24 protein-coding genes are annotated in these 23550 nt (G+C 37.4%); 16 read left to right on the top strand and 8 right to left on the bottom strand.

Features of this window, described 5'->3' with window-relative positions; genetic code table 11:
* The first annotated feature begins 51 nt into the window (after positions 1-51).
* Complete coding sequence (locus FEDK69T_RS00125) at positions 52-699, top strand: dioxygenase family protein (RefSeq protein WP_023572091.1); 648 nt, start codon at positions 52-54, stop codon at positions 697-699.
* Positions 700-737: 38 nt separating this feature from the next.
* Here the strand turns inward: FEDK69T_RS00125 and FEDK69T_RS00120 are convergent, their stop codons facing one another.
* Positions 738-1784, bottom strand: coding sequence for an RluA family pseudouridine synthase (locus FEDK69T_RS00120; RefSeq protein ID WP_035630900.1), 1047 nt, complete (start codon positions 1782-1784; stop codon positions 738-740).
* A complete protein-coding gene (locus tag FEDK69T_RS00115) occupies positions 1774-2406 on the bottom strand; it encodes a PASTA domain-containing protein (RefSeq protein WP_023572089.1) in 633 nt (210 codons plus the stop codon). The genes FEDK69T_RS00120 and FEDK69T_RS00115 overlap by 11 nt, the downstream gene beginning before the upstream one ends.
* A 189-nt stretch (positions 2407-2595) precedes the next feature.
* Here FEDK69T_RS00115 and FEDK69T_RS00110 point away from each other — a divergent pair, with 189 nt between their 5' ends.
* Genes FEDK69T_RS00110 through FEDK69T_RS00100 form a run of 3 tightly spaced genes read left to right on the top strand, consistent with a single transcriptional unit; the run spans position 2596 to position 5773 of the window.
* Positions 2596-3567 (top strand): D-alanine--D-alanine ligase, encoded by a 972-nt coding sequence (locus FEDK69T_RS00110; RefSeq protein WP_023572088.1) that lies wholly within the window; start codon positions 2596-2598, stop codon positions 3565-3567.
* An 11-nt stretch (positions 3568-3578) separates the two neighbouring features.
* Entirely contained in the window at positions 3579-4034 is a 456-nt protein-coding gene (gene coaD / locus FEDK69T_RS00105; RefSeq protein WP_023572087.1) for a pantetheine-phosphate adenylyltransferase, read from the top strand.
* Positions 4035-4039: 5 nt separating this feature from the next.
* Positions 4040-5773: a M14 family zinc carboxypeptidase gene (locus tag FEDK69T_RS00100; protein WP_023572086.1), complete on the top strand. Its 1734-nt coding sequence runs from the start codon at positions 4040-4042 to the stop codon at positions 5771-5773.
* A 248-nt stretch (positions 5774-6021) separates the two neighbouring features.
* Here the strand turns inward: FEDK69T_RS00100 and FEDK69T_RS00090 are convergent, their stop codons facing one another.
* Positions 6022-6621, bottom strand: a complete 600-nt coding sequence (locus FEDK69T_RS00090) for an NUDIX hydrolase (RefSeq protein WP_023572084.1) — start codon at positions 6619-6621, stop codon at positions 6022-6024.
* Between the two features lie 7 nt (positions 6622-6628).
* Here FEDK69T_RS00090 and pyrE point away from each other — a divergent pair, with 7 nt between their 5' ends.
* Both pyrE and FEDK69T_RS00080 read left to right on the top strand, forming a co-directional pair.
* Positions 6629-7276, top strand: a complete 648-nt coding sequence (gene pyrE / locus FEDK69T_RS00085; protein WP_023572083.1) for an orotate phosphoribosyltransferase — start codon at positions 6629-6631, stop codon at positions 7274-7276.
* A 113-nt stretch (positions 7277-7389) separates the two neighbouring features.
* Positions 7390-7782 carry a hypothetical protein gene (locus tag FEDK69T_RS00080; protein WP_023572082.1) on the top strand — a complete coding sequence of 131 codons (393 nt, stop codon included), beginning with the start codon at positions 7390-7392 and terminating at the stop codon, positions 7780-7782.
* Positions 7783-7838: 56 nt separating this feature from the next.
* On the opposite strand, the gene FEDK69T_RS00075 is transcribed toward FEDK69T_RS00080, so the two are convergent.
* The gene (locus FEDK69T_RS00075) at positions 7839-8570 is read right to left on the bottom strand and encodes a biotin--[acetyl-CoA-carboxylase] ligase (protein ID WP_023572081.1); all 732 of its coding nucleotides are present in this window, start codon (positions 8568-8570) and stop codon (positions 7839-7841) included.
* A 94-nt stretch (positions 8571-8664) separates the two neighbouring features.
* Between FEDK69T_RS00075 and rsfS the strand changes: the two genes are divergently transcribed.
* The 8 genes from rsfS to FEDK69T_RS00035 all read left to right on the top strand — a co-directional run bounded on the left by rsfS (position 8665) and on the right by FEDK69T_RS00035 (position 15219).
* Positions 8665-9036, top strand: a complete 372-nt coding sequence (gene rsfS, locus FEDK69T_RS00070; RefSeq protein WP_023572080.1) for a ribosome silencing factor — start codon at positions 8665-8667, stop codon at positions 9034-9036.
* A 12-nt stretch (positions 9037-9048) separates the two neighbouring features.
* On the top strand, positions 9049-10986 hold the full coding sequence (ftsH, locus tag FEDK69T_RS00065; RefSeq protein WP_023572079.1) for an ATP-dependent zinc metalloprotease FtsH: 1938 nt from the start codon (positions 9049-9051) through the stop codon (positions 10984-10986).
* A 111-nt stretch (positions 10987-11097) separates the two neighbouring features.
* The gene (locus tag FEDK69T_RS00060) at positions 11098-11700 is read left to right on the top strand and encodes a hypothetical protein (protein WP_023572078.1); all 603 of its coding nucleotides are present in this window, start codon (positions 11098-11100) and stop codon (positions 11698-11700) included.
* A gap of 1 nt (position 11701) precedes the next feature.
* Complete coding sequence (locus FEDK69T_RS00055; RefSeq protein ID WP_023572077.1) at positions 11702-12520, top strand: phosphatidate cytidylyltransferase; 819 nt, start codon at positions 11702-11704, stop codon at positions 12518-12520.
* Positions 12501-13163 (top strand): phosphatidylserine decarboxylase family protein, encoded by a 663-nt coding sequence (locus FEDK69T_RS00050; protein WP_035630897.1) that lies wholly within the window; start codon positions 12501-12503, stop codon positions 13161-13163. The genes FEDK69T_RS00055 and FEDK69T_RS00050 overlap by 20 nt, the downstream gene beginning before the upstream one ends.
* Positions 13164-13445 carry an acyl-CoA-binding protein gene (locus tag FEDK69T_RS00045; protein ID WP_023572075.1) on the top strand — a complete coding sequence of 94 codons (282 nt, stop codon included), beginning with the start codon at positions 13164-13166 and terminating at the stop codon, positions 13443-13445.
* A 35-nt stretch (positions 13446-13480) separates the two neighbouring features.
* A complete protein-coding gene (locus FEDK69T_RS00040; protein WP_023572074.1) occupies positions 13481-14302 on the top strand; it encodes a superoxide dismutase in 822 nt (273 codons plus the stop codon).
* A gap of 440 nt (positions 14303-14742) precedes the next feature.
* On the top strand, positions 14743-15219 hold the full coding sequence (locus FEDK69T_RS00035; RefSeq protein WP_023572073.1) for a hypothetical protein: 477 nt from the start codon (positions 14743-14745) through the stop codon (positions 15217-15219).
* A gap of 219 nt (positions 15220-15438) precedes the next feature.
* On the opposite strand, the gene FEDK69T_RS00030 is transcribed toward FEDK69T_RS00035, so the two are convergent.
* Positions 15439-16338 (bottom strand): hypothetical protein, encoded by a 900-nt coding sequence (locus FEDK69T_RS00030; protein ID WP_023572072.1) that lies wholly within the window; start codon positions 16336-16338, stop codon positions 15439-15441.
* A 379-nt stretch (positions 16339-16717) separates the two neighbouring features.
* Positions 16718-19348, bottom strand: coding sequence for a valine--tRNA ligase (locus tag FEDK69T_RS00025; protein ID WP_023572071.1), 2631 nt, complete (start codon positions 19346-19348; stop codon positions 16718-16720).
* A gap of 327 nt (positions 19349-19675) precedes the next feature.
* Between FEDK69T_RS00025 and FEDK69T_RS00020 the strand changes: the two genes are divergently transcribed.
* A complete protein-coding gene (locus tag FEDK69T_RS00020; RefSeq protein ID WP_023572070.1) occupies positions 19676-20110 on the top strand; it encodes a DUF1573 domain-containing protein in 435 nt (144 codons plus the stop codon).
* Between the two features lie 51 nt (positions 20111-20161).
* Here the strand turns inward: FEDK69T_RS00020 and FEDK69T_RS00015 are convergent, their stop codons facing one another.
* Positions 20162-21478 carry a PDZ domain-containing protein gene (locus tag FEDK69T_RS00015; RefSeq protein ID WP_023572069.1) on the bottom strand — a complete coding sequence of 439 codons (1317 nt, stop codon included), beginning with the start codon at positions 21476-21478 and terminating at the stop codon, positions 20162-20164.
* A gap of 126 nt (positions 21479-21604) precedes the next feature.
* Here FEDK69T_RS00015 and FEDK69T_RS00010 point away from each other — a divergent pair, with 126 nt between their 5' ends.
* Positions 21605-22795: a pyridoxal phosphate-dependent aminotransferase gene (locus FEDK69T_RS00010; RefSeq protein WP_023572068.1), complete on the top strand. Its 1191-nt coding sequence runs from the start codon at positions 21605-21607 to the stop codon at positions 22793-22795.
* A 256-nt stretch (positions 22796-23051) separates the two neighbouring features.
* On the opposite strand, the gene FEDK69T_RS00005 is transcribed toward FEDK69T_RS00010, so the two are convergent.
* Positions 23052-23550, bottom strand: a 499-nt coding sequence (locus tag FEDK69T_RS00005) for a T9SS type B sorting domain-containing protein (protein WP_035656258.1), incomplete at its 5' end; no start/stop codon positions are given.

Here is a 23550-nt window from a genome sequence, read left to right as displayed (position 1 = left end):
ACAAGTCAACTGTGAATCCAGAATATAAATTGATTATCAAAAGCTTATGTTATGAAACATTCTATCAGATTAGCAGGACTTATTTGCATCGCATTGCTGATGTCTTTTTGTAAGCAAAAAGACAATTCCAAAGAATTGGCACAATCTTCTGTAACCAGCACCACTGAAAAAGACAGTTGCGACAGTCCGGATGCTCCTATCGAATGTTATTTTGTGAATATGCCGAAACAATTAACATCAACCATGATCATTCCGGATGAAAAAAAAGACGGCGAGAAATTGGTCATCAGCGGAACTGTTTACAAAAAAGACAAATCTCCCTATGCCAATGTAATCCTGTATGCCTACCACACAGATTCCAAAGGCCTGTATTCTAAAAAAGGAGACGAAAAAGGGGTTCAGAAATGGCATGGTTCTCATCACGGCTGGTGCAAAACAGATAAAGACGGGAAGTACAAAATTGAAACGATTCGTCCTGCATCCTACCCTAGCAGTAATAATCCGCAACACATTCACTCGGCGGTTAAAGTACCGGATAAGGGCAAACCAATGTACATCAATGATTTTTTATTTAAAGATGATCCGCTACTGAATAAACCAGCTGCTTCCTATGATAGGGAAAAAGGAGGTCCAGGCGTTGTCGAAGTAAAAAAAGTCGACGGTATTTGGGTTGGCAAACGCGATATCGTTTTGGAATAATACTAAAAAAGCCTCCAAAATAGGGAGGCTTTTATTATTTAATTTTCATCTTCAACCGAGTGCGATTTAGAATAGACGCGCCATTTTTCAATACATTCCTTCATATCCTGAGGCATTTCGGTATCAAAACGAATAAATTCCTTTGTAGTCGGATGCTCAAAACCTAACGTTTTCGCGTGCAGCGCCTGTCTTGGCAATGTCTTAAAGCAGTTGTCGATAAATTGCTTGTATTTGGTAAAGGTAGTTCCTTTTAAAATCAGGTGACCTCCATAACGCTCATCGTTGAATAATGTATGCCCGATGTGCTTCATGTGTACGCGGATTTGATGTGTACGACCGGTTTCCAATCTACACGAAACTAAAGTTACATATCCAAAACGCTCAATAACTTTATAATGAGTTACCGCCCATTTTCCATATTCTTCGTTGTCATAACAAGCCATTTGCATGCGGTCTTTCATATGACGACCTACATATCCGGTTACAGTTCCCTCATCTTGAACAACATTCCCCCAAACCATTGCGATGTATTCTCTTTCGGAGGTTTTCTCTTCAAACTGCTTGGCTAAAAGTGCCATGGCATTATCGGTTTTGGCAACTACCAACAAACCTGAGGTATCTTTATCTATTCGATGAACCAATCCGGGGCGTTCACTGCTGTTCATCGGCAGGTTCTCAAAATGATAGGCCAATGCATTGACCAAGGTTCCTGTATAATTTCCATGTCCGGGATGCACCACCAAACCGGCCGGCTTGTTGATTACCAATAGTTGGTCGTCTTCATAAACGATATCCAACGGAATGTTCTCAGGGATGATAATATTTTCAAACGGTGGATGCTCCAATAGAACACGCACCACATCGTTTGCCTTTACCTTATAATTGGATTTGACCGGGATGTTGTTTACGAAAATATTCCCGTTGGCTGCAGCCTGCTGGATTTTATTACGCGTAGCATTTTCAATCAAATTCATTAAAAATTTGTCCACGCGCAACGGCGCCTGACCTTTTCCAGCTTCAAAACGATAATGTTCGTATAACTCTTCGTCTAATTCTTCCTGATCTGTAATATGATTATTCTGCATTTTCTTCTTCTGCCGGAGCTGGTTCTAATTGTTCACTTGCATTAATACTGTCCATTTCCTGGTCCTGGAACCCGGTTTTTCCGTCACCTAAAACAAAATCAATTTTTGATGACTTTAATATCTTATCACCGGCTTTCAGCGTTTTTCCGTTTTGTTTCACTTCCAAAACTACGTCTTTTGCCATATATTCAACATACTTCACATCACCTTCCTGAAGGCCTAGAGCACGTAAAGTCGATAAAGCCTGACGGTATGTTTTCTGCACCAATTCCGGTAATACCACTTTCGCATAACCTCCCGAATTGATTTTCACATATACTTTACGGCCATCCTTAACGGTTACAGCCGGAAGCGGATCTTGTTCCACAATAGAATAAGGAGGAAAAGCCGGATTATAATCCACTGTATCTAACAAGTGTAACTCCAAATCGATGTCGCTTAAACGCTCTTCCGCTTTTTCAAGTGACATTTTTGCCAGATTGGGAACCGGAATCTCTTCTCCGTGATTGGTTGCCACGCTTAAAAATTTCATCACTCCAAAAACAGATATAGCTACAATCACTAAAGCTAATGCCAGGTTTTTGAAAAATACAGGACTTGTTAAAAATTTCTTCCAACTCATAGTTTTGGTTTTGGGCAAAGATATAAAATACTAAAGATTTTTTGTTTCAACAAATAGTGATAATTTTGTAAGAACTAGTACTTATAAAATAACGGCCAAAATATGAAATCGCTACTTAAAAAAGTTTGTGCAAACAAACACCAAAAAAGCGATACTATATATGACCTCTAAAAAATAAATTTTACATATATGAAAAATGTTGCCATCATCATGGGAGGCTATTCCAGCGAATATCAAATTTCTTTAAAAAGCGGAAATGTCGTTTATAATTTCTTGGACAAAACCAAATACAATGCCTACCGGATTCACATTTTCAAAGAAAAATGGGTGATGGTGGATGAAAATGAAAATGAATTCCCGGTAAACCGACATGATTTTTCAGTGAATTATGTCGGAATCAAACTTACTTTCGATGTGGTTTTCAATGCCATACACGGTACGCCGGGCGAGGACGGGTTGATGCAGGCTTACTTCGAATTATTAGGCATTCCGCAAACTTCATGCGATTATTATCAGGCGGCGCTGACATTCAACAAACGCGACATGCTTTCAGTTTTAAAACCTTACGGTATCAAAACAGCTACTTCCTACTATTTAGATAGAGGCAATGTTATTAACGAAGACGAAATCATCAAAACAGTTGGGCTTCCAATGTTCGTTAAACCTAACAAATCGGGCTCAAGTTTCGGAATTTCCAAAGTAAAAACTAAAGAAGAATTACTTCCGGCAATTGAAAATGCCTATAAAGAAGATAATGAAATCATCATTGAAAGCTTCCTTGACGGAACCGAAGTTTCTGTCGGTGTAATCAATTACAAAGGCGAAACAAAGGTTTTACCAATAACAGAAATTGTTTCCGAAAATGATTTCTTCGATTACGAAGCTAAATATTTAGGTAAATCTCAGGAAATTACACCAGCCCGAATTTCGGACGACATCTGCCAGAAAGTGGAAGCCGTTTCCAAAAAAGCGTATGAAGTTTTAAAAATGAAAGGTTTCTCACGAAGTGAATTCATCATCGTAAACGGCGAACCATTCATGCTGGAGATGAACACGATCCCCGGATTAACCACCGAAAGCATTTTACCGCAACAAGCCAAAGAAGCCGGAATTTCATTAACCGAATTGTTCGATAATGCGATTGAATTGGCATTAGCCTAATCCAAATCACTATGAGAAAAGCAATATTTCCAGGCTCATTCGATCCGATAACCTTGGGGCATTACGATATTATTAAAAGAGCTCTGCCGGTGTTTGACGAAATCGTGATTGCCATCGGTATCAATGCCGAAAAAAAATACATGTTTTCACTAGAAGACCGCAAAAAATTCATCGAAGAATCCTTCAAAAACGAACCAAAAGTTTCTGTGATTACTTATGAAGGACTGACCATTGATTTGTGCCATAAACTAAATGCGCAATTCATCCTGCGCGGACTTCGTAATCCAGCCGATTTCGAATTCGAAAAAGCTATCGCGCACACCAACCGCCAGCTGTCGGATATCGAAACCGTATTTTTATTGACGGCGATTGACACTTCGCACATCAGTTCTAGCATTGTCCGCGACGTAATCCGAAACGGAGGAGATTACACTATTTTAGTTCCCGAATCTGTCAAAACAAAATAACATCCATGAAAAAAAACATAGGCGTATTCCTTTTAGGGACTTCATTCCTTTTTGCTCAACAACCCGACTTAAAAACACCTTTTGAAAAAGGAAACGGAAACCAGTCGGCTACCTACAGGGAAGCAATAAATTACTATCAAAATCTGGATAAAAGTTTCGAAACGATTGCAGTAAAAACAATGGGGAGTACCGATAATGGTGAACCATTACATATAGTTACTTTCAATCCGGAGAAAATATTTGATTATAAAGTAATCAACACTCAAAACAAAGCCGTAATACTGATTAACAACGGAATCCATCCCGGAGAAACTGATGGAATCGACGCTACCATGCTATTCATGAAAGATTTGGCTACAGGTAAAATCGCAGCTCCAAAAAACACTATAGTCGTGGCAATTCCTGTCTATAACATCGGTGGTGCCATGAACCGAAACTCCACTTCCCGTGCCAATCAAAACGGCCCGGAGTCATATGGTTTCAGGGGAAATTCCAGAAATTTTGATTTGAACCGCGATTTCATAAAATCCGACACAAGAAACTCCAGAAGCTTTCAGGTAATCTTCAATGTCGTTAATCCGGATGTTTTTATTGACAACCATGTGAGTAATGGTGCCGATTATCAGTACACATTAACATATATCGACACGCATTATCAGAAATTGGGCGGTAATTTAGGTACGTTTTTTAACGAACAGATGATGCCCTCCATCTTAAAAGATCTGAAATCCAAAAAAATCGAACCGGTTCCTTATGTAAACATCTACAACGATGTTCCTGAAAAAGGATTTGCCAAAAACATGGAAACACCAAGATTTTCGACAGGTTACGCATCCATGTTCAACACTTTAGGCGTTATGGTGGAAACACATATGCTGAAAAAGTATGCCGACAGAGTTAAGGTAACTTATGAATATATGTTGTCAACCTTAAATTATACCGATAAAAATGCGGCCGAGATTAAAAAGCTGCGCCAGGATAACTTAAGCAATTATTACCCGAATAATAAATACACCGTGCAATGGGAAATTGATTCGGCAAAGGTAAAACAGATTCCGTTTTTAGGTTATGAAGGCAAATACAAACCGAGCGAAGTTTCCGGAAAACCGCGTTTGTACTACGATCGCACAAAACCTTTCAAAAAAATGATCCCGTTTTACGAAGTATATAAACCTAAAAAGGAAATCACCATTCCGACATCTTATATTGTTCCGAAACAACATTGGGAAGTAATCGAATTGCTGCGACAGAACAGAATTGACATGCAGCCATTGAAAAAAGACACGGTTATAAATGTGGAAAGCTATAAAATTGCCGATTACAAAACCGGTAAAGAAGCCTTCGAAGGACATTATGCCCATTACAACACATCCGTTACCGCAAGACGTGAAAATGTAAAATTCAGCGAAGGCGATTTTGTAGTGAAAACGAGCCAGAAAAACGTAAAATACCTATTGGAAACATTAGAGCCGGAAGCTGTTGATTCTTTCTTCAACTGGAATTTCTTCGATACTATTTTACAGCAAAAAGAATATTATTCAGCTTATGTTTTCGAAGATTTAGCCAAACAGATTCTGGACGAAAATCCAAAACTGAAAGCCGAATTGGAAAAGAAACGCCAGGAAGACAAAAAATTTGCCGAAAGCGGCGAAGCACAATTGGACTGGGTTTACAAACATTCAAAATACTACGAAAAAGAACATCTGCAATACCCTATTTATAAAGTAATGCGATATTAATAATAAAAAAGGCCGCTTTTAGAAGAGCGGCCTTTTTTATTAACTTTTATTATCCCGTTGATTGACTTTCAAAACCCCAGTTTTTTTTTTGAGTTTTAGAAGCTTAATCGTTCGGGCATACTTGAAATCCTTGTTCCTGCTGTCCGTTGTATCTTTTGTTCCTCCCGTTAAAAAACGGGATCCACAAAAGGATGCCACTCCCATCAGGGCTATCCAAACAACTTTACAACCTTCCGAATGTTTTCTCGTCAAATAACATTCTCCTCCTGAAAAAGCAGTTTAATGTTTTCATAAGAATTACTCAAGGCTTCTTTAATTTCTTCCGGTTTTAACCAAACCACTTTTTCGATTCCTTCATCCTCCTGTCCCTTAGGCTCACCTTCAAAATCGGTTTTCATCTCAAACCAATGCGTAATTTTAAGTTTGTATTTACCGTTACGTTTAAAGATATGATAAGTTTTTTGAAGCTTTTGTGTAATTTTTAATCCGGTGACTCCAGTCTCCTCCTCTACTTCGCGAATAGCTGTTTCTTCAATTAACTCACCTTTTTCTATCCCGCCTTTGGGCAAATCCCATTTTCCATTCCTGAAAATAAAAAGAATTTCTCCATTTTTATTATAAACAAATCCGCCTCCGGCCTTGACTACAGGAATTTTTTCCTTTAACTTTGTTAAAATTTCCTTTTCATCGGGATGATATAAAAATGCTTTATTAATTTTATTCTGAAACATTTTTACTATAATTTGCTTAATATCAACACTTTCCAACAGAAAGAGCTGAAAATCAGTTTCTTTAACAACTTGATTTGTTAAGAAAAGAGGCTTATCGTTTACAAAAACTTTATACATTTGCAGTATGATTTTTAACACAGACACAGCTAAGAAAACTGCCGAATTGCTTTTACAAATAAACGCAATTAAATTAAATCCAAAAAATCCTTTTACATGGGCTTCTGGATGGAAATCGCCTATTTACTGCGATAACCGCATAACACTCTCATTTCCACCTATAAGAAATTATATTCGTGAGGAATTTGCCAAAAATATTGAAAAACAATTTGGCAAACCTGATGTGATTGCCGGTGTAGCTACAGGCGCTATCGGGATAGGGATGCTTGTTGCAGAAATCATGGGACTGCCTTTCGTATATGTTCGCCCGGAACCTAAAAAGCACGGACGCGAGAATCAGGTGGAAGGCTTCTTACAGAAGGGACAAAGCGTATTGGTTGTTGAGGATCTGATCAGCACCGGAAAAAGCAGCTTGCAGGCCGTAGAAGCACTGAAAGCAGCCGGCGCCAATGTTAAAGGAATGGTGGCTATTTTTACATACGGATTCGAAATTGCTGAAGAGAATTTCAAAAAAGCCAATGTGGAACTTTTCACGCTTGGTAATTACGATATGTTATTGAAAGAAGCCGTTGCAAAACAATACATTACAGAAGACGAATACGACACTTTAAAAGAATGGCGTAAAAGTCCGTCTACCTGGGGAGTAGAAGTATAATATTGTTTTTCCGTTTACTTAGATTTCTTAACTCATTTAAGCACGTTGTAAATTTATGTAAACAGGCAAGCTGCCAAAATTTAATTATTCAGCAATCAAACTATCTTTAAATAATGAATTTAGAAAGCCCTAAAGTTAACGTTGAAAAATCGGCCGATTATTTATTCGATTCACTGACAGACGTTAAGAATTTTGAAAAATTAATGCCGGACAGCATTGCCAAATTTGAAGTTTTAGACGACAACGCTTTTATCTTCGGACTGAAAGGCATGCCGGAAATAAAATTAAAAATGAAAGACAAAACGGCTCCAAACAAAGTTGTTTTGGGTGCAGCCAGCGACAAATTACCTTTTACGTTAACAGCCAACATCAATTCATTAACGCCGAATACCTCAGAAGTCCAATTACTTTTCGAAGGCGAATTCAATTCAATGATGGCTATGATGGTTAAAGGCCCGATTTCGAAATTCATCGAAACCCTGGCAGGAAACATGAGCAAACTGTAATTTCACAATTACATAACATTATAAAACCTATCTTTTCCAGATAGGTTTTTTCTTTTTTAATACAACATCTGAATTTCTTTGATTTCAAATGTTTTTATGCTATCATCTTCAAGCAAAACTTCCAGTTTCCCATTTGCAGTAACCCCTTGAATGATTCCCATAAAACGCAAACCGTCTTTATCCTCAAATGGCATTGGAAGTCCTTTTTTAAACAACCTCTGATTGTACTTTTCCCAAAACAAACCATAATCTTTATTTTGAAGTAAAGCAACGCTACGTTTCAAAGTTTCTACTATGGAAATCAAAATCGCATCTTTATCGAATTCCCGATTTACAATTCCGAATAAAGAACCCGCTTTTGGCAAACCATCAAAGTTTTTTTGGTTCACATTCAATCCGATACCCACAACCGAAACAATTTCACCTCCGCTCTTCAAACTGTTTTCAATTAAAATACCGGCAATTTTTTTATTATCTGCCAAAATGTCGTTTGGCCATTTAATAGCTATATTGGGAATTTTAAGTTCTTCCAAAACTTCAGTAAGACATACAGCAACAAGGACGTTCAGATGAAAAATGGTATTTATATCCGGCAACACATCCTTTACCAATACGCTGAAAGTCAAGTTTTTACCAGTTTCAACCTCCCAAACAGCCCCCATTTGACCGCGCCCCAAAGTTTGATTTTCGGTAGTCACAACAGTAAAATTCTCAACAAATTGTTTTGTCAGCAATGCTTTCAAATAGTCATTTGTTGAAGGTGTGGCATCGAGTTTGATGATGTTCATAGAGATAAATTGGCTTTATGAAGTTTAATCTTATGTTAAGGTTCAAAAATAAAGACAAAAATTGGTAACTTTGCGAAAAACATATTAAAAATAAATGGCGAAAAAGGAGAATAACAATGATGTATTATTAGCTAACATCATTAAAGGAATTGAAGAAGTAAAAGGTAACAACATAGATATACTGGATTTAAGAGCAATCGAAAACACCGTGTGCGACTATTTCGTAATTTGTAACGGTAACTCCAACACACAGGTTAACGCTATTGTTAACTCAATTCAAAAAATAGTTTCTAGAGATTTAAAAGACAAACCTTGGCACGTTGAAGGTACCGAAAACGGCGAATGGGTTTTGATGGATTATGTAAACATTGTGGTTCACGTTTTCCAAAAACACATCCGTGAGTACTACAACATCGAGAGTTTATGGGGTGACGCCAAAATCACCTCGATCGAAAACAAATACTAATATTCACGTTACATGTCAAAAGATAAGAAAAACAATCCTACTAAAATTAAAATCAGTCCATGGATTATCTATAGTGCTGTACTTTTAATTTTAGTTGCAATACAATTAGTATCCAGCGGATCCAGTTTTCAGGAAGTCCGCCCTACTTCTTTGTCTAAATTTTACCAGTATTTAGATTCTAATCAGGTAGAAAAAGTAGTTTTCAACAAAACTACGGCACAGGTTTATCTAAAAAAAGAAGCCTTAAAAAGCAAAACACACAGTAAAATTGAGAAAAAGACGCTGCTAGGGAAAGAAAATATTGGTCCGCATTATAGTTTGGATATCGGGAATCCCGAACTGTTCCAAAAGAAATTGGATGAAGCCCGAACAGCCGGAAAATTAAGTGATTATTCTTCCGAACCCGAAAGCAATTGGGGAGACGTTTTAATCAATTTCCTTCCATTGATAATCATTATCGGGTTCTGGATCTTCATGATGCGCAGAATGTCAGGTGGTGGAGCTGGCGGTGGCGGAGGCCAAATTTTTTCCATTGGAAAATCGAAAGCCAAACTGTTTGACGAAAAAACAGACGTTAAGACTACCTTCAAAGACGTGGCAGGTTTAGAAGGCGCAAAAGAAGAGATTCAGGAAATTGTTGAATTCCTTAAAAACCCGGAAAAATATACTGAAATTGGAGGTAAAATCCCTAAAGGAGCCCTATTGGTAGGACCACCAGGAACCGGGAAAACCTTATTAGCTAAAGCCGTTGCAGGTGAAGCACAAGTACCGTTCTTTTCACTTTCCGGATCGGATTTTGTAGAAATGTTCGTTGGTGTCGGAGCTTCTCGTGTGCGCGATTTATTCAAGCAGGCAAAAGAAAAATCCCCGGCAATCATTTTCATTGACGAGATTGACGCTGTAGGACGTGCCCGCGGAAAAAACAACATCTCCGGCTCTAACGATGAACGCGAAAACACCTTGAATCAGCTTTTAACCGAAATGGACGGTTTCGGCACAAATACACACGTAATCGTATTGGCTGCAACTAACCGCGCTGACGTTTTAGACAAGGCATTAATGCGTGCCGGACGTTTTGACAGGCAAATTTATGTAGACTTACCGGATATCCGTGAACGTAAAGAAATATTCGAAGTACACTTAAAACCTTTGAAAAAATCAGAGGAATTGGATACCGAATTCTTAGCAAAACAAACACCTGGTTTCTCAGGGGCAGACATCGCCAATGTTTGTAATGAATCCGCATTGATTGCAGCCCGCAAAGGCAAAAAATCAGTTGACAAACAAGATTTTCTTGATGCGGTTGACCGTATTGTCGGCGGATTAGAAAAGAAAAACAAAATTGTTACCCCAGCAGAAAAACGCGCTATCGCTATTCACGAAGCCGGTCATGCCACTGTTAGCTGGATGCTGGAACACGCTGCCCCGCTGGTAAAAGTTACTATTGTTCCACGCGGACAAAGCCTGGGAGCTGCCTGGTATTTACCTGAAGAGCGCTTAATCGTTCATCCGGAACAAATGCTAGATGAAATGTGTGCCACAATGGGTGGACGTGCTGCCGAAAAGGTAATTTTCGATAAGATTTCGACCGGAGCGCTAAGCGATTTGGAAAAAGTAACAAAACAAGCCCGTGCGATGGTTACCGTTTATGGTTTGAACGACAAATTAGGAAACGTTACCTACTATGACTCATCAGGCCAAAGCGATTACAGTTTCTCAAAACCATACTCAGAAGAGACTGCACGCGTAATCGACAAAGAGATTTCCGAGTTAATCGAAAGTCAGTACCAAAGAGCGATTCAGATCCTGAAAGAAAATCAGGACAAATTGGTTCAGTTGGCAGATATTTTGATTGAAAAAGAGGTTATTTTTAAAGATGATCTAGAGACAATCTTTGGTAAACGTCCGTTCGAAAAAACAGAGAGTGAACCAATTACGGAAATGCAGTAATTTATTTTAATAAAATATTATAAAAATCTTAATTCGATTGCTCAATTGAATTAAGATTTTTTTATCTTTGAGTGTTCTCAAACTCGAAAATTTCGAGATTATAAATAGTTTATGAGTCTATTCAGAAAATTTTTTGGCGCCTCTTCAGAAGGATCCAGTGAAGATAAGGATGAAAACATGAGCCCTTATCATCCGGAGCCCCAATTGCCTGTAGACGAACTTTTTACCTACAACTTCAAAAAGAACGGAGGTAAATTTCTTTATTGTGAGAACTTACCAGAAGTACACGATAATTTTGAGAGTATTTTGGAAGAAAATGACTGGTTTGAAAAAGAAGCAATGTGTTTGGAACCAAAACTTTTCAGCCTTCTTGACGAAAACAAGCTTACTTATAAAAATCCTAAAAACCCGATTTTTTTATTGGCATCTTGCGAAAATCTGATTGCAGATGATGGGTCGATTTTGTTTTCTTCAAATCAAATCAAACAGTTCAGACCCAACGACTTGCCTTCACATATCGTGATACTTGCAACAACAAGCCAGATAATTGGCAACAAAAGTGATGGTTTACGTGAGATCAAAAAAAGGTATGACAAAGAGTACCCTACAAACATCACCACTTTTAAATATTTCGAAAAAGCAAAAGAAGAAGACTTCTTACAGTATGGAAGTTGTCCAAAAAACTTATATTTGCTGCTTCTAGAGGATCTATAGCATGCATGAAAATGTAACCCGAACCATTTCTGGTTTACTTTATATTTTACTTCTCGTTTCAGCGACTTTATATTCCGAATACAGCTTTATGCTTCTTTTCGGATTATTTATGCTCATTACTGTTTCCGAATTCAGTAAATTAATCCATTTAAAGCGGAATCTTCCTGTTTTATTAGCGCTGGTGAGCTACATTCTGTTTTTCTATTCTCCAAAGAATAATCTTAATACCGATATCTTACTTTGCCTTGCAGCGCTCTTTGTATCCATAAATTTAATTGCGGATTTATTTTCAGAAAACAGCATACCAAAGACAGACAAAATGTCAAAATATGTAAACCTGTTTGGCTACATTATCATTCCTTTTGTTTTATTAATGAAAATACCTTTTATCGGGGTTCATTTTAATCCAAAGATTATTATCGGAGTTTTTATACTGATTTGGACCAATGACACTTTTGCCTATATTATTGGAAAACTGATTGGAAAAAACAAGCTTTTTGAACGTATTTCACCTAAAAAAACCATTGAAGGATTCATTGGCGGATTAGTATTCACAATGATCGGAAGTTACGTCCTGAGTTATTTCTTTACTTTCTTCACTCCTGCCATTTGGGTATGCACAGGATTGATTGTTGGCTTTTTCGGAACTTTAGGAGATTTGGTCGAATCAAGATTCAAACGAAAAGCAGGCGTAAAAGACAGCGGAACGATAATGCCCGGGCATGGAGGCATCCTAGATCGGCTAGATAGTGTTATATTTGCAATACCATTTCTTTATTTATTTTATCAAATTTTAAACTATGTTCATACAATTTCATAAAGAAGGCGCTAAAATTATTTTGGGAGCTACCGTTGCTGCCACAGTAATCATTTTTGGAGCGGATTATCTTGTAGCAAACCCTTGGCTAAAAATGGTCATTCAGGTTTTTGCATTGTTTATGCTTATAATGATTTTACAGTTTTTCAGAAACCCAAAACGTATTACAGCAATCAACGACAATCATGTATTGGCTCCGGTTGACGGAAAGGTGGTTGTTATAGAAGAAGTTTACGAACCGGAATATTTCAAAGACAAACGTTTGATGGTTTCCATATTCATGTCACCGATAAACGTTCACGTGACTCGCTATGCCGTAAATGGATTAGTAAAATACAGCAAATACCATCCTGGTAAATATCTGGTAGCATGGCACCCAAAGGCAAGCGAAGAAAACGAAAGAACCACAGTGGTTGTGGAAAACCGTGTTTTCGGAGAGATTCTTTACCGTCAGATTGCAGGTGCTTTGGCTCGTCGTATTGTAAACTATGCTAAGGAAGGAATGCAGGTGGTTCAGGGAACGGACGCAGGTTTCATAAAATTTGGTTCGAGAGTGGATTTATACTTACCTTTAGGTACTCAAGTTAATGTAAAACTTAACGAGAAAGCCGTTGGCGGAAAAACAATTATTGCCATTAAACAATAAATGGGAAAAAATTTAGACATCTTATTTGATGAGGCTTTTAAAAACGCCCAATTAATCAAGCAAGCTTCTGTTCCGATAGACATGCAGTTGATTTTGTATGGCCTTTACAAACAGGCAACAACTGACGATTCTGATCATTTTTTTTTTCGTCAGGAAACACAAAACCTGCGCAGCGCTTTCAAACTCAACGCGTGGATGCAGGTAAACCATCTCACTCCGGACGAAGCAAAAAAAAAATATATCGAGATTATCAATAAACTAATGAAAGAACGAAATTTGTAAACAGATTTCGTTTTTTCTTTTAAGACCTCTCATCCATGAAAACACATAAATTAACCCTTCTCAGTTTAGCTTTTACAGCTCTTTTTTCGTGCCGTCAAAAAAACAACCTTGAAGAAGTTATTCAGATTCCGGAGCCTGAGGCACAGGAAACGCAATCCGTATACGGAAATCCGGCCGAAGTAAAAGCCGAAAAGGGAAAATTCAAAATGCGCGGACTAACTTATGCTTACAACGCATTAGAGCCTTATATCGACGGAAAAACCATGGAAATTCATTATTCGCGCCATCATTTGAGCTATTGCAACAATTTAAATAAAGCTATAGCCGGAACAGATTATGAAAAATGGAGTCTCGAGGACATCCTAAAAAGTTCAGATCCAAACAACATGGCGATCCGCAATAATGCCGGCGGATATTACAACCATAATTTATATTGGGAAAGCATGGCCCCGAAAGCCGGCGGTCAGCCAAAAGACAGTCTGGTTGCAGCAATCAACAGGGATTTTGGTTCTTACGACACCTTTAAATCACAATTTGTTGAAGCTGCCGGTAAACAATTCGGTTCGGGTTGGGCCTGGCTTGTGGTTGACAAAACCGGAAAATTAGTGGTTGGAAGCACTCCAAACCAAGACAATCCGTTGATGCCAGATATGCCAGTGAAAGGAATGCCGATTCTTGCTCTTGATATTTGGGAACATGCTTATTATCTGAAATATCAAAACAGACGTGGCGAATACATCTCAGCCTTCTTTAACGTTGTCAATTGGACTGCAGTAGAGAAAAGGTATTTAGAAGCTATAAAAAGGAGCATTAAACAACCAGCGAACCCAATCCAACAAACAATAGCCAAACCTTAAAAATACCTGTCTAAAAAACGGCAATTAAAATCATAACCAATCGGTTTAAACTACTTTTATACGACGATCCAAAGAATGAATTCATTTTTTGGGTCGTCTTTTTTTATTAGGAATTAAACCTCGAATTGAGTATTCAATAATCCTACTCTAACCATCATTCATTTACTGACTCTTAAATATTCTACAAAAGACTAGAAAAAAACGACAAAACAAACCATGCAACATAATACAAATCAACACTTTAATTAAATTTTTAGTAAATTTACTACATGCCGAAACAGTAAAAAATGCAGTTTCCTAAAAGAGGTTTTCCTGTCCTAACAAGACCGTCAAAATCTCTTTCAATAAAGACAACTAAAGTTCTAATTATCCGAATGAATAAGAAGCTAATGTTTTCACCATTACTTCTACACTTTTACTAACTAATAAAAGAAACAACTATGAAAAAATTATTTTTGATCGCAACGTTTGTAATTTCTTCAGTGACTTTTGCCCAATCTACTGCAAAAGAAGACATTGAAATCATTCAAGGAAAGTACGGAAAATCTAAAAAAGAATTGGTCAGCACCTACATGGAGCTAAAAGAATCCCAGGCCGCTGCGTTTTGGAAAACCTATGATGCCTATGAAGAGGAACGAAAACAATTGGGAAAAAAAAGAATCGATTTAATCAATGACTACATCAACAATTATGAAAAATTGTCAAATGAAAAAGCCGATCAGCTCCTAAAAGCCACACTTAAAAACGATATGGCGTACGGTAAACTGTATTCGAAATATTACGATAAAATGAAAAAAGCCATTGGAGCAATAGATGCCGCTAAATTCATTCAATTAGAACACGGATTACAGACCGCAATTATGTCCGAAACACAAAACGCTATACCCTTCATTGGCGATATGGATCGTTCAAAATAATGAGTTTTAAAATTGTACTTATAAAAAATCCCAAGCATAGCTTGGGATTTTTTATTTATTTTCATCTATCAATCAGTTTTAAGCGAACAAAAGCTCAATCGTAGTGTTTTCATCATTTAAGACTTTTGAATCATATTTTAGTGACATTTACATTTATTGTTAAGAGGAATCGTATTTAAAATGCATCCACATTATTTTTTCATAATCTGAAAACGAAATTTATCTCCATTTTTTATTACCGAAAGAATAACTAGCAAATATCATTAATCCGTTATGGCCCCAGTCAATATCATAATGAGCGTTGTTTTGATTAAAATTTACATTTAAATCCAAACCGCCGTAACCGAGGGCCACATCGAGTTTCTTCCAAACTCTGTAGACACCTGCCACATTGTAGCCAAAAGTTTTCCCATCAAAAGTATCAATTCTTAACTGAAAATAATTTATTTCACCTCTCAAGGCAAACCTATCGGTAAAAGCATATCCACCCCATATCCCAAAATCAACTAGAGGCGCTACTGCATCAAATGTTTTGCTTCTTTCAATATTAGCCGTTTCACCCTGAACCTCTACTCCAATTTTTGTAGTAATTGTATGGGTACCAATCAATAACCCAACCTCATACTTTGGTTTACTAAAAATAGCATATCCATAAGAAAAACGAAAAAAATTGGTTTCAATACTGGTATTCAAACTAGTATTTATAAAATAGGTTTCATCTCCTATTGTAATATCTCTGTCAAGTGTTCTGCCACTGTTTCTTCGGGAATTGAAATAATTGAGCGTAAAACGGGAACGACTGGAGGATCGCCATTCAAATTCAGCTAAAATAGTTGTATTTTTCTTATCAAATCCTAAATCCCTCTCAAAATCAACATCAGTTCCCCTACCGGAAGTACCTTCAATACCTATGTTGGTATTGTTTAACATTTCGTAACCGCCTACCGATATCCTATATCTTTCCACATACCATGGTACATCGCGGAGATTGCTGTCTACGACAGTATCCTGAAATACAGGGGTGACTTCTCCAGTTTTTACTGCTTCTTCTGTTTGTCCATACAAAACACTTCCAAACAGCAGCAATAACATTGACGCATTAAAAGTAAGATTTTTCATAATTAAAAGAATTTTGATTTGTACTAACCTGTAGAGTTTGATAAAGGAAATGCTCCCTATCAAATTTACGAAAATATTTGTTAATCGTATTTGTTTTTTTTTAACAATAACCTCTTATTAAAGATTTTAAACAAAACACAAACAACAAAAATTAAAACAAAATGATTCCAATATATTTAGTTGTTTATTATTGGAAGGAACTTGCAGTCCAAACAATCTAAAATCCTATATTTTTCAAAGTTGTCTACAATTTCGAAAAGAGTTTGTTAGAAATTAGTATCACACTATTCGATAGTCGCTTTTAATATTAGTCTTATCCATAAAAAATAAAAAATCCCAAGCTTTTGCTTGGGATTTTTGTGGAATTATAATTGAGTTCTTATTTCAAACTAACCAGACTCTGCTCTAACGTTGTGATCTTCGCCAAAGCATCTGCTTCTTTTTTGCGTTCCATTTCGATTACTTTCTCAGGTGCGCCTGCAACGAATTTCTCATTTGATAATTTCGCCTGAACCGACTTCAAGAAACCTTTTATATAATTAAGTTCTTCCGTCAGTTTACCGATTTCGGCATCGATATCAATATTTCCAGTAATCGGAATAAAATACTCGTTTGATTTCACACGGTAAGACAAAGCACCATCCACTTTTTCAGAAACATAATCCAAAGCAGTAATATTCCCTAATTTCATAATTACCGAATCAAAGAATGCCGACACTTTTTCGTTGTTAACCACTTTCAGTTCGATAGCATCCTTGAACGGAATGTTTTTGTCTTTTCGGATGGTTCTAACACCAGAAATTACTTCTGTAGCAAAATCGAAATCAGAAATCAATGCTTCGTTTGCTGAAGTTACTTTTGGCCATTCAGCAATGATTAACGCCTGTCCCGGAGTTCTTTCAGCGATATGATGCCAGATTTCCTCTGTCAAGAACGGCATGAACGGGTGCAATAACTTTAAATTCGTTTCCAGCATTTCAATAGCTTTATCGAAAGTTGTGCGGTCAATCGGCTGCTGGTAACCCGGTTTAATCATTTCAAGGAACCAAGAACAGAAATCATCCCAAACCAATTTATAAGTTGCCATCAAAGCATCTGAAATTCTGTATTTCGAGAAATTATCTTCGATTTCCGCTAACGTTTTCTGCAGCTTCGCTTCATACCATTCGATAGCCACTTTTGACGATTCCGGCTGAGCGATATCAGCTACCTCCCACCCTTTAATCAAACGGAAAGCATTCCAGATTTTATTCGCGAAAGCTTTTCCTTGATTACACAATTCTTCATCAAACAAGATATCGTTTCCTGCCGAAGCGCTTAACAATAATCCGCAACGAACACCATCAGCACCGAATTTCTCAATCAATCCAAGGGGTTCAGGTGAATTCCCAAGGGATTTAGACATTTTACGACCTTGTTTATCGCGTACTAAACCAGTCAGATAAACATTATTGAACGGTTTCTCATCCGCATATTCATAACCTGCAATAATCATACGGGCTACCCAGAAGAACAAAATGTCCGGACCTGTAACCAAATCATTGGTAGGATAATAATATTTAAAATCTTCGTTATCCGGATTCATGATTCCGCCGAAAACAGCCATTGGCCATAACCATGATGAGAACCAGGTATCCAATGCATCAGCGTCTTGTTTTAAATCGGAAGCCTGTAACGAAGCATTTCCTGTTTTTTGTTTTGCTAATTCCAAAGCCGCTTCCGGAGTTTCTGCCACTACGAAATCCTCTTTACCCTCTCCGTAGAAATAAGCCGGAATTTGCTGACCCCACCATAACTGACGGGAAATGTTCCAGTCACGGATATTTTCCATCCAATGACGGTATGTATTATTGAAACGGGACGGATACAATTTCACTTCCTCTGTTTCCAAAACCGCTTTGATGGCTGGTTTTACCAAATCTTCCATTTTCAGGAACCATTGATCGGATAACCTTGGTTCGATTACGGCTTTGGTTCTTTCGGATGTTCCTACTTTATTTAAATGTGTTTCTGTCTTTGCTAAAGCTCCGATCGCCTCCAGTTCTTTGGAAATTTCTTCACGAACCACGAAACGGTCTTTTCCTGCATAATGCAATCCGAAACTGTTTAATGTCGCATCTTCATTGAAAATGTCGATGATTTCCAAATTGTGCTTATCTCCCAATTCTTTATCGTTTACATCATGAGCCGGGGTAACTTTCAAACATCCGGTTCCGAATTCCATATCAACATATTCATCAAAAATGATTGGAATTACTCTGTTGCAGATGGGAACGATTGCTTTTTTACCTTTCAGATGCTGGTAACGCTCATCTTCCGGATGAATACAGATGGCAGTATCTCCTAAAATAGTTTCAGGACGCGTTGTTGCAATAGTTACAAATTCGTTGCTTCCTTCAATCTGATATTTTAAATGATATAATTTCCCTTGTCTTTCTTCGTAAATAACCTCTTCATCAGACAACGTAGTTTTTGCTTCCGGATCCCAGTTCACCATTCGGTAACCTCTGTAAATCCACCCTTTGTTGTACAAATCAACGAACGAACGGATTACGGAAGCCGACATGTCCGGATCCATGGTAAACTTCGTTCTGTCCCAGTCGCATGAACAACCCAATTGTTTTAATTGCTCCAGAATGGTTCCTCCATATTTTTCGGTCCATTCCCAAGCGTGCTTTAAGAATTCCTCACGAGATAAATCGTTTTTATTGATCCCTTCCGCTTTTAATTTGGCAACAACTTTTGCTTCGGTTGCAATTGAAGCGTGATCCGTTCCCGGTACCCAGCAAGCGTTGAAACCTTTTAATCTGGCACGGCGAATCAACACATCCTGAATTGTGTTGTTAAGCATGTGTCCCATGTGCAGGACTCCGGTGACGTTTGGTGGCGGAATTACAATGGTGTATGGTGTTCTATGGTCTGGCTTAGAATGAAAATAATTGTTTTTCATCCAGTAATCATACCATTTCTGCTCTGCTGCTTTCGCTTCAAATTGCGCCGGAATTGTCATATCTGTTGCTTCTATTATTGGTTATGCGGACTTCATACCGCTATTTTTTTACTTATGTTTACAAAAATGCAAATAGTTTCTCTAATAGCCCCGATGGAAGTAAAAATCCTTTTATTTCGTTAAAAGTAACGAAATAAAAGAATTGCAACGTACAGCGGGAATATGGCCCATCAAAAAGCCTGGACTTTCGCTCCAAAAATATTGGTATGCTTTTTGCAAATATCTCTGCAAAAATAACTATAACTGAGCAAATAAAAAAAGTGAGTTAATTTATTTGTTCGTTTATTAAAACAATGTAATTTTACATAACCATTAAAACTTGAAAAGATGAAAAAATTATTAGGATTAGTTGCAGTTTTAGCGTTTAGCGTTGCGTCTTATGCTCAACAAGGACCTAAAATCGAATTCAAAGCTAAAGACAACACTATTGATTACGGGACCGTTACCAGAGATTCTGACAACGGTGTACGAACTTTCGAATTTACAAACACTGGAGATGCTCCATTGATCATCACTAATGTACAATCTACTTGCGGATGTACTGTCCCTACGAAACCAACTGAGCCAATTATGCCTGGAAAAACAGGAAAAATCGATGTAAAATACAACATGAATCCTGGGAAAATTTCAAAAACAATTACCGTGGAATCCAATGCAGTAAATTACGAAGGCGGTAAAGTAGCTCTTAGAATTAAAGGAGAGGTGATTGTAAAAGAAGAGAAAAATGTTCTTCAGAAAGAAAAAGTAGGTCCGCAATCATAAATTGTGTAACTGATAAAATAAAAAGTCCCCGCATTGTAACGGGGACTTTTTTTATAGTATCTTTTTGAGTTTGAACTTCATTTCTTTCTTAATGCCTTTTCGTTCAATTTCCATTTCTATTGTCTTACCGTCTTCTTCGTACAACATTTCGTCTATTTTTTGTTTAGAGAGGTTCCCGACATTCTTTCCATTGATTTTTAAAATCTTATCTCCTATCAGTAAACCGGCAGCTTCTGCGGGTGAGTCTTTACGAACCGAAGCAATCGTGTAAACCGGTTTCAAAGCAAATTTGTATCTCAGATTGCTGTTATCAAATACTATATCATTCACATTTAATGTGTTTGTTGGTTTTGAATCTCTCATCATTTCCTCTTTCACCCACTCTATCCCCCCATGTTGCACTTCGATTCCGCTCATATTATAATTAAACGCATCGTCATAATAACTGCTTTTCTTTAAATAAAGTTGGCCACCGGTATAGTCCATAATCATGGTAAACCTCTTCAGCATGGCTCCTCCCAAAGATCCGTTTCTGCTGGTAACCAGTTGAAGTTGTTTGTAAGATGCAGTATCCGGATAAGAAACCAAGGGTGACTTAAACTTAAATTTCGAAAACTCAAGCTCTTCCAATCTGGATTTTTTCCCAAACACAGTACCTCCAATACCTTCCCCTAAAACATCTTCAAAATAATTGCTATTGGATTTAATTTCTCCGTTCTCAAACAACCAGAGGCCATCGCCTAATCCTGTATCGACCAATAGTTTTAAATCAAATTCTTTACCGTCCAGTTTAGCCTTAACATTAAGATAAGCTCTATCATTAACAACACTTATTGGTAATGGGGTAAACGATTTAATCCTGCTTTTTTCAAGAATTTTTCTGTCTTTATAAATGGTTACTTTCTTTTTCTGATAATCAATCTCAATCACATTATTTTTAAAGAAAGAATATCCCAGGATTCCATTGACCGGAATCCCAATTCTTGATGAAAAATTAAGGTTTTCATCCAAAATCACAAGAAGATCAAATTGTTTATTAATATAACCGCTAACATTCGCGGTATTCTTATCTGAAAAAATCCCTTCAGCCAATTCCTCGTTGCCCAATCCGGAAATTTTTATTTTTTTGGTATTATAGAGCTGAATGGTGTCATTTTCCGGAAAACTGAATATTATGGATGGTTCGGAACCGGAATCCAAAAGCATGTTTAATTTGGTTCCATTGATTTCTACGGGCATTATGATTAGATTGTCAACAAAAGTGAAGGGAATGACAATTTTATCCTTATCGGATACAAACTGAAAACCATTTTGTCCGGAAACACTCTTAAAGAGCATCAAAAAGAAGACAAAAACAATCGCTCGCATATGTAGGTTTTTCTGAAAATTACTACATAATTATTTAATTTCCTAAAACTTTAAAAAATTAATAACAATTCATTTTTTAAAGTTTCTGAAAAATATCGCAACTTTGTACCTCAAAATAAACGACACATGCCTAAAATTTCAACAAAAGGCCAGCAAATGCCTGAATCACCAATTCGTAAATTGGTTCCTTACGCAGAAATTGCGAAAAAAAAAGGTCATAAAGTATACCATTTGAATATTGGACAACCCGATATCAAAACTCCGGAAGTAGCTTTAAATGCTGTTAAAAATGCAGACATCACTGTTTTGGAATACAGCCATTCAGCAGGTTTTGAAAGTTACAGAAAAAAACTTGCCGCCTATTACCAAAAACAAGACTTACCTATAAACACCGAAGATATCATTATCACTACCGGTGGATCTGAAGCATTGCTTTTTGCAATGGGAAGCACTATGGACGCAGGAGATGAAATCATCATCCCTGAACCCTTTTATGCAAATTACAATGGTTTCTCAACTGCATCAGGTGTAAATATAGTTCCTGTTATCTCAACTATCGATACAGGTTTTGCCTTACCTCCTATTGCTGATTTCGAAAAACTGATTACTCCAAAAACAAAAGCAATTTTGATTTGTAACCCTGGAAACCCAACAGGATACTTATACTCGAAAGAAGAAATCTTGCAGTTGGCCGAATTGGTTAAAAAACATGATTTATTCCTAATCGCCGATGAAGTATACCGTGAGTTTGCTTACGACGGATACACGCACCACTCAGTAATGAATGTTCCAGGCTTGGAAGAACACGCTATCATGATTGACTCGGTTTCAAAACGTTTCAGCATGTGTGGAGCCCGAATCGGATGTATCGTTTCCAAAAACAAAGAAGTAATGGCTACGGCTATGAAATTTGCTCAGGCGAGATTAAGCCCTCCGACCTATGCGCAAATTGCGAGTGAAGCTGCTTTAGATACTCCACAAAGCTATTTTGACGATGTTATCACCGAATACAAAGACCGTCGTGACACTTTAATTGCTGAATTAAACAAAATTGAAGGTGTAAAAGTTGCTACTCCAAAAGGTGCCTTTTACTGCATAGCAAAATTACCAATTAAAAACGCGGATGATTTTGCACAGTGGTTATTAGAATCGTACGACTTCAATGGCGAAACAGTTATGGTTGCGCCTGCTGCCGGATTCTATTCTACAAAAGGAGTTGGATTGGACGAAGTGCGAATCGCCTATGTTCTTAAAAAAGAGGATTTAATTAAATCCGTTCAGATACTAAACGAAGCTTTAAAAGTTTACAACAACTAAAAAAGCTTTAATCAAAAAGAAAGCCTTCAGTTCAACTGGAGGCTTTTTTGTTTTTTGGAGCGAAAGGCTTGGGCTTTTTTGCAATCCCTATTCCTGCTGTCCACTATATTTTTTGTCCCGTTAAAGACGGGACAAAAAGATGCCGTTCCCATCAGGGCTATTTTGATAAACCATTTTCTTTTTGTAATCGTCATTTGAAACCATAAAAAAACCACTCGCAAGCGAGTGGTTTTTTAGTATTAAGATATTTGAATGATTATCGTTTCATCGAGAAGTGCGCTTTAAATATTTTCTCTGCTCCGTTCTCTTTGTATTTAACCGTAAACCAGTAATCCGTAGATGGTAAAGTCTGTCCGTTGGACAATCCGTCCCATCCGGTTCCGCCTGGAACAATCTGTTTTATCAGTTTGCCATAGCGGTCGAAAATATGGATTTCAGCATTCGGCTGATCGTTGCTCAACGACCAGATGTTCCAGGTATCGTTATAACCGTCACCGTTCGGTGTAAAGAAACGCGGATAACCAATGGTCACAATATGCTCTAAAGTGATATTTGTACATCCTGCAGCATCCTGAATTGTTACGGTATGCTCTCCCGGTAAAACATTTACAAAGACATTGCTCTCCTGGAAGGCTCCACCATCCAGACTGTATAAATATGATCCGTTTCCGGCTACAGTTACCGTGATAGCCTGAGTATCCTCAAAGTAATTCGTAACTACTGCTGTAGCACTGGTTGCCGGATTAGAAGCTTTA

It is taken from the genome of Flavobacterium enshiense DK69 (assembly GCF_000498495.1).
Classification (GTDB): domain Bacteria; phylum Bacteroidota; class Bacteroidia; order Flavobacteriales; family Flavobacteriaceae; genus Flavobacterium; species Flavobacterium enshiense.
The sequence above is the reverse complement of the archived record's forward strand: the minus strand, read 5'-3'. Positions and strand labels throughout refer to the sequence as shown.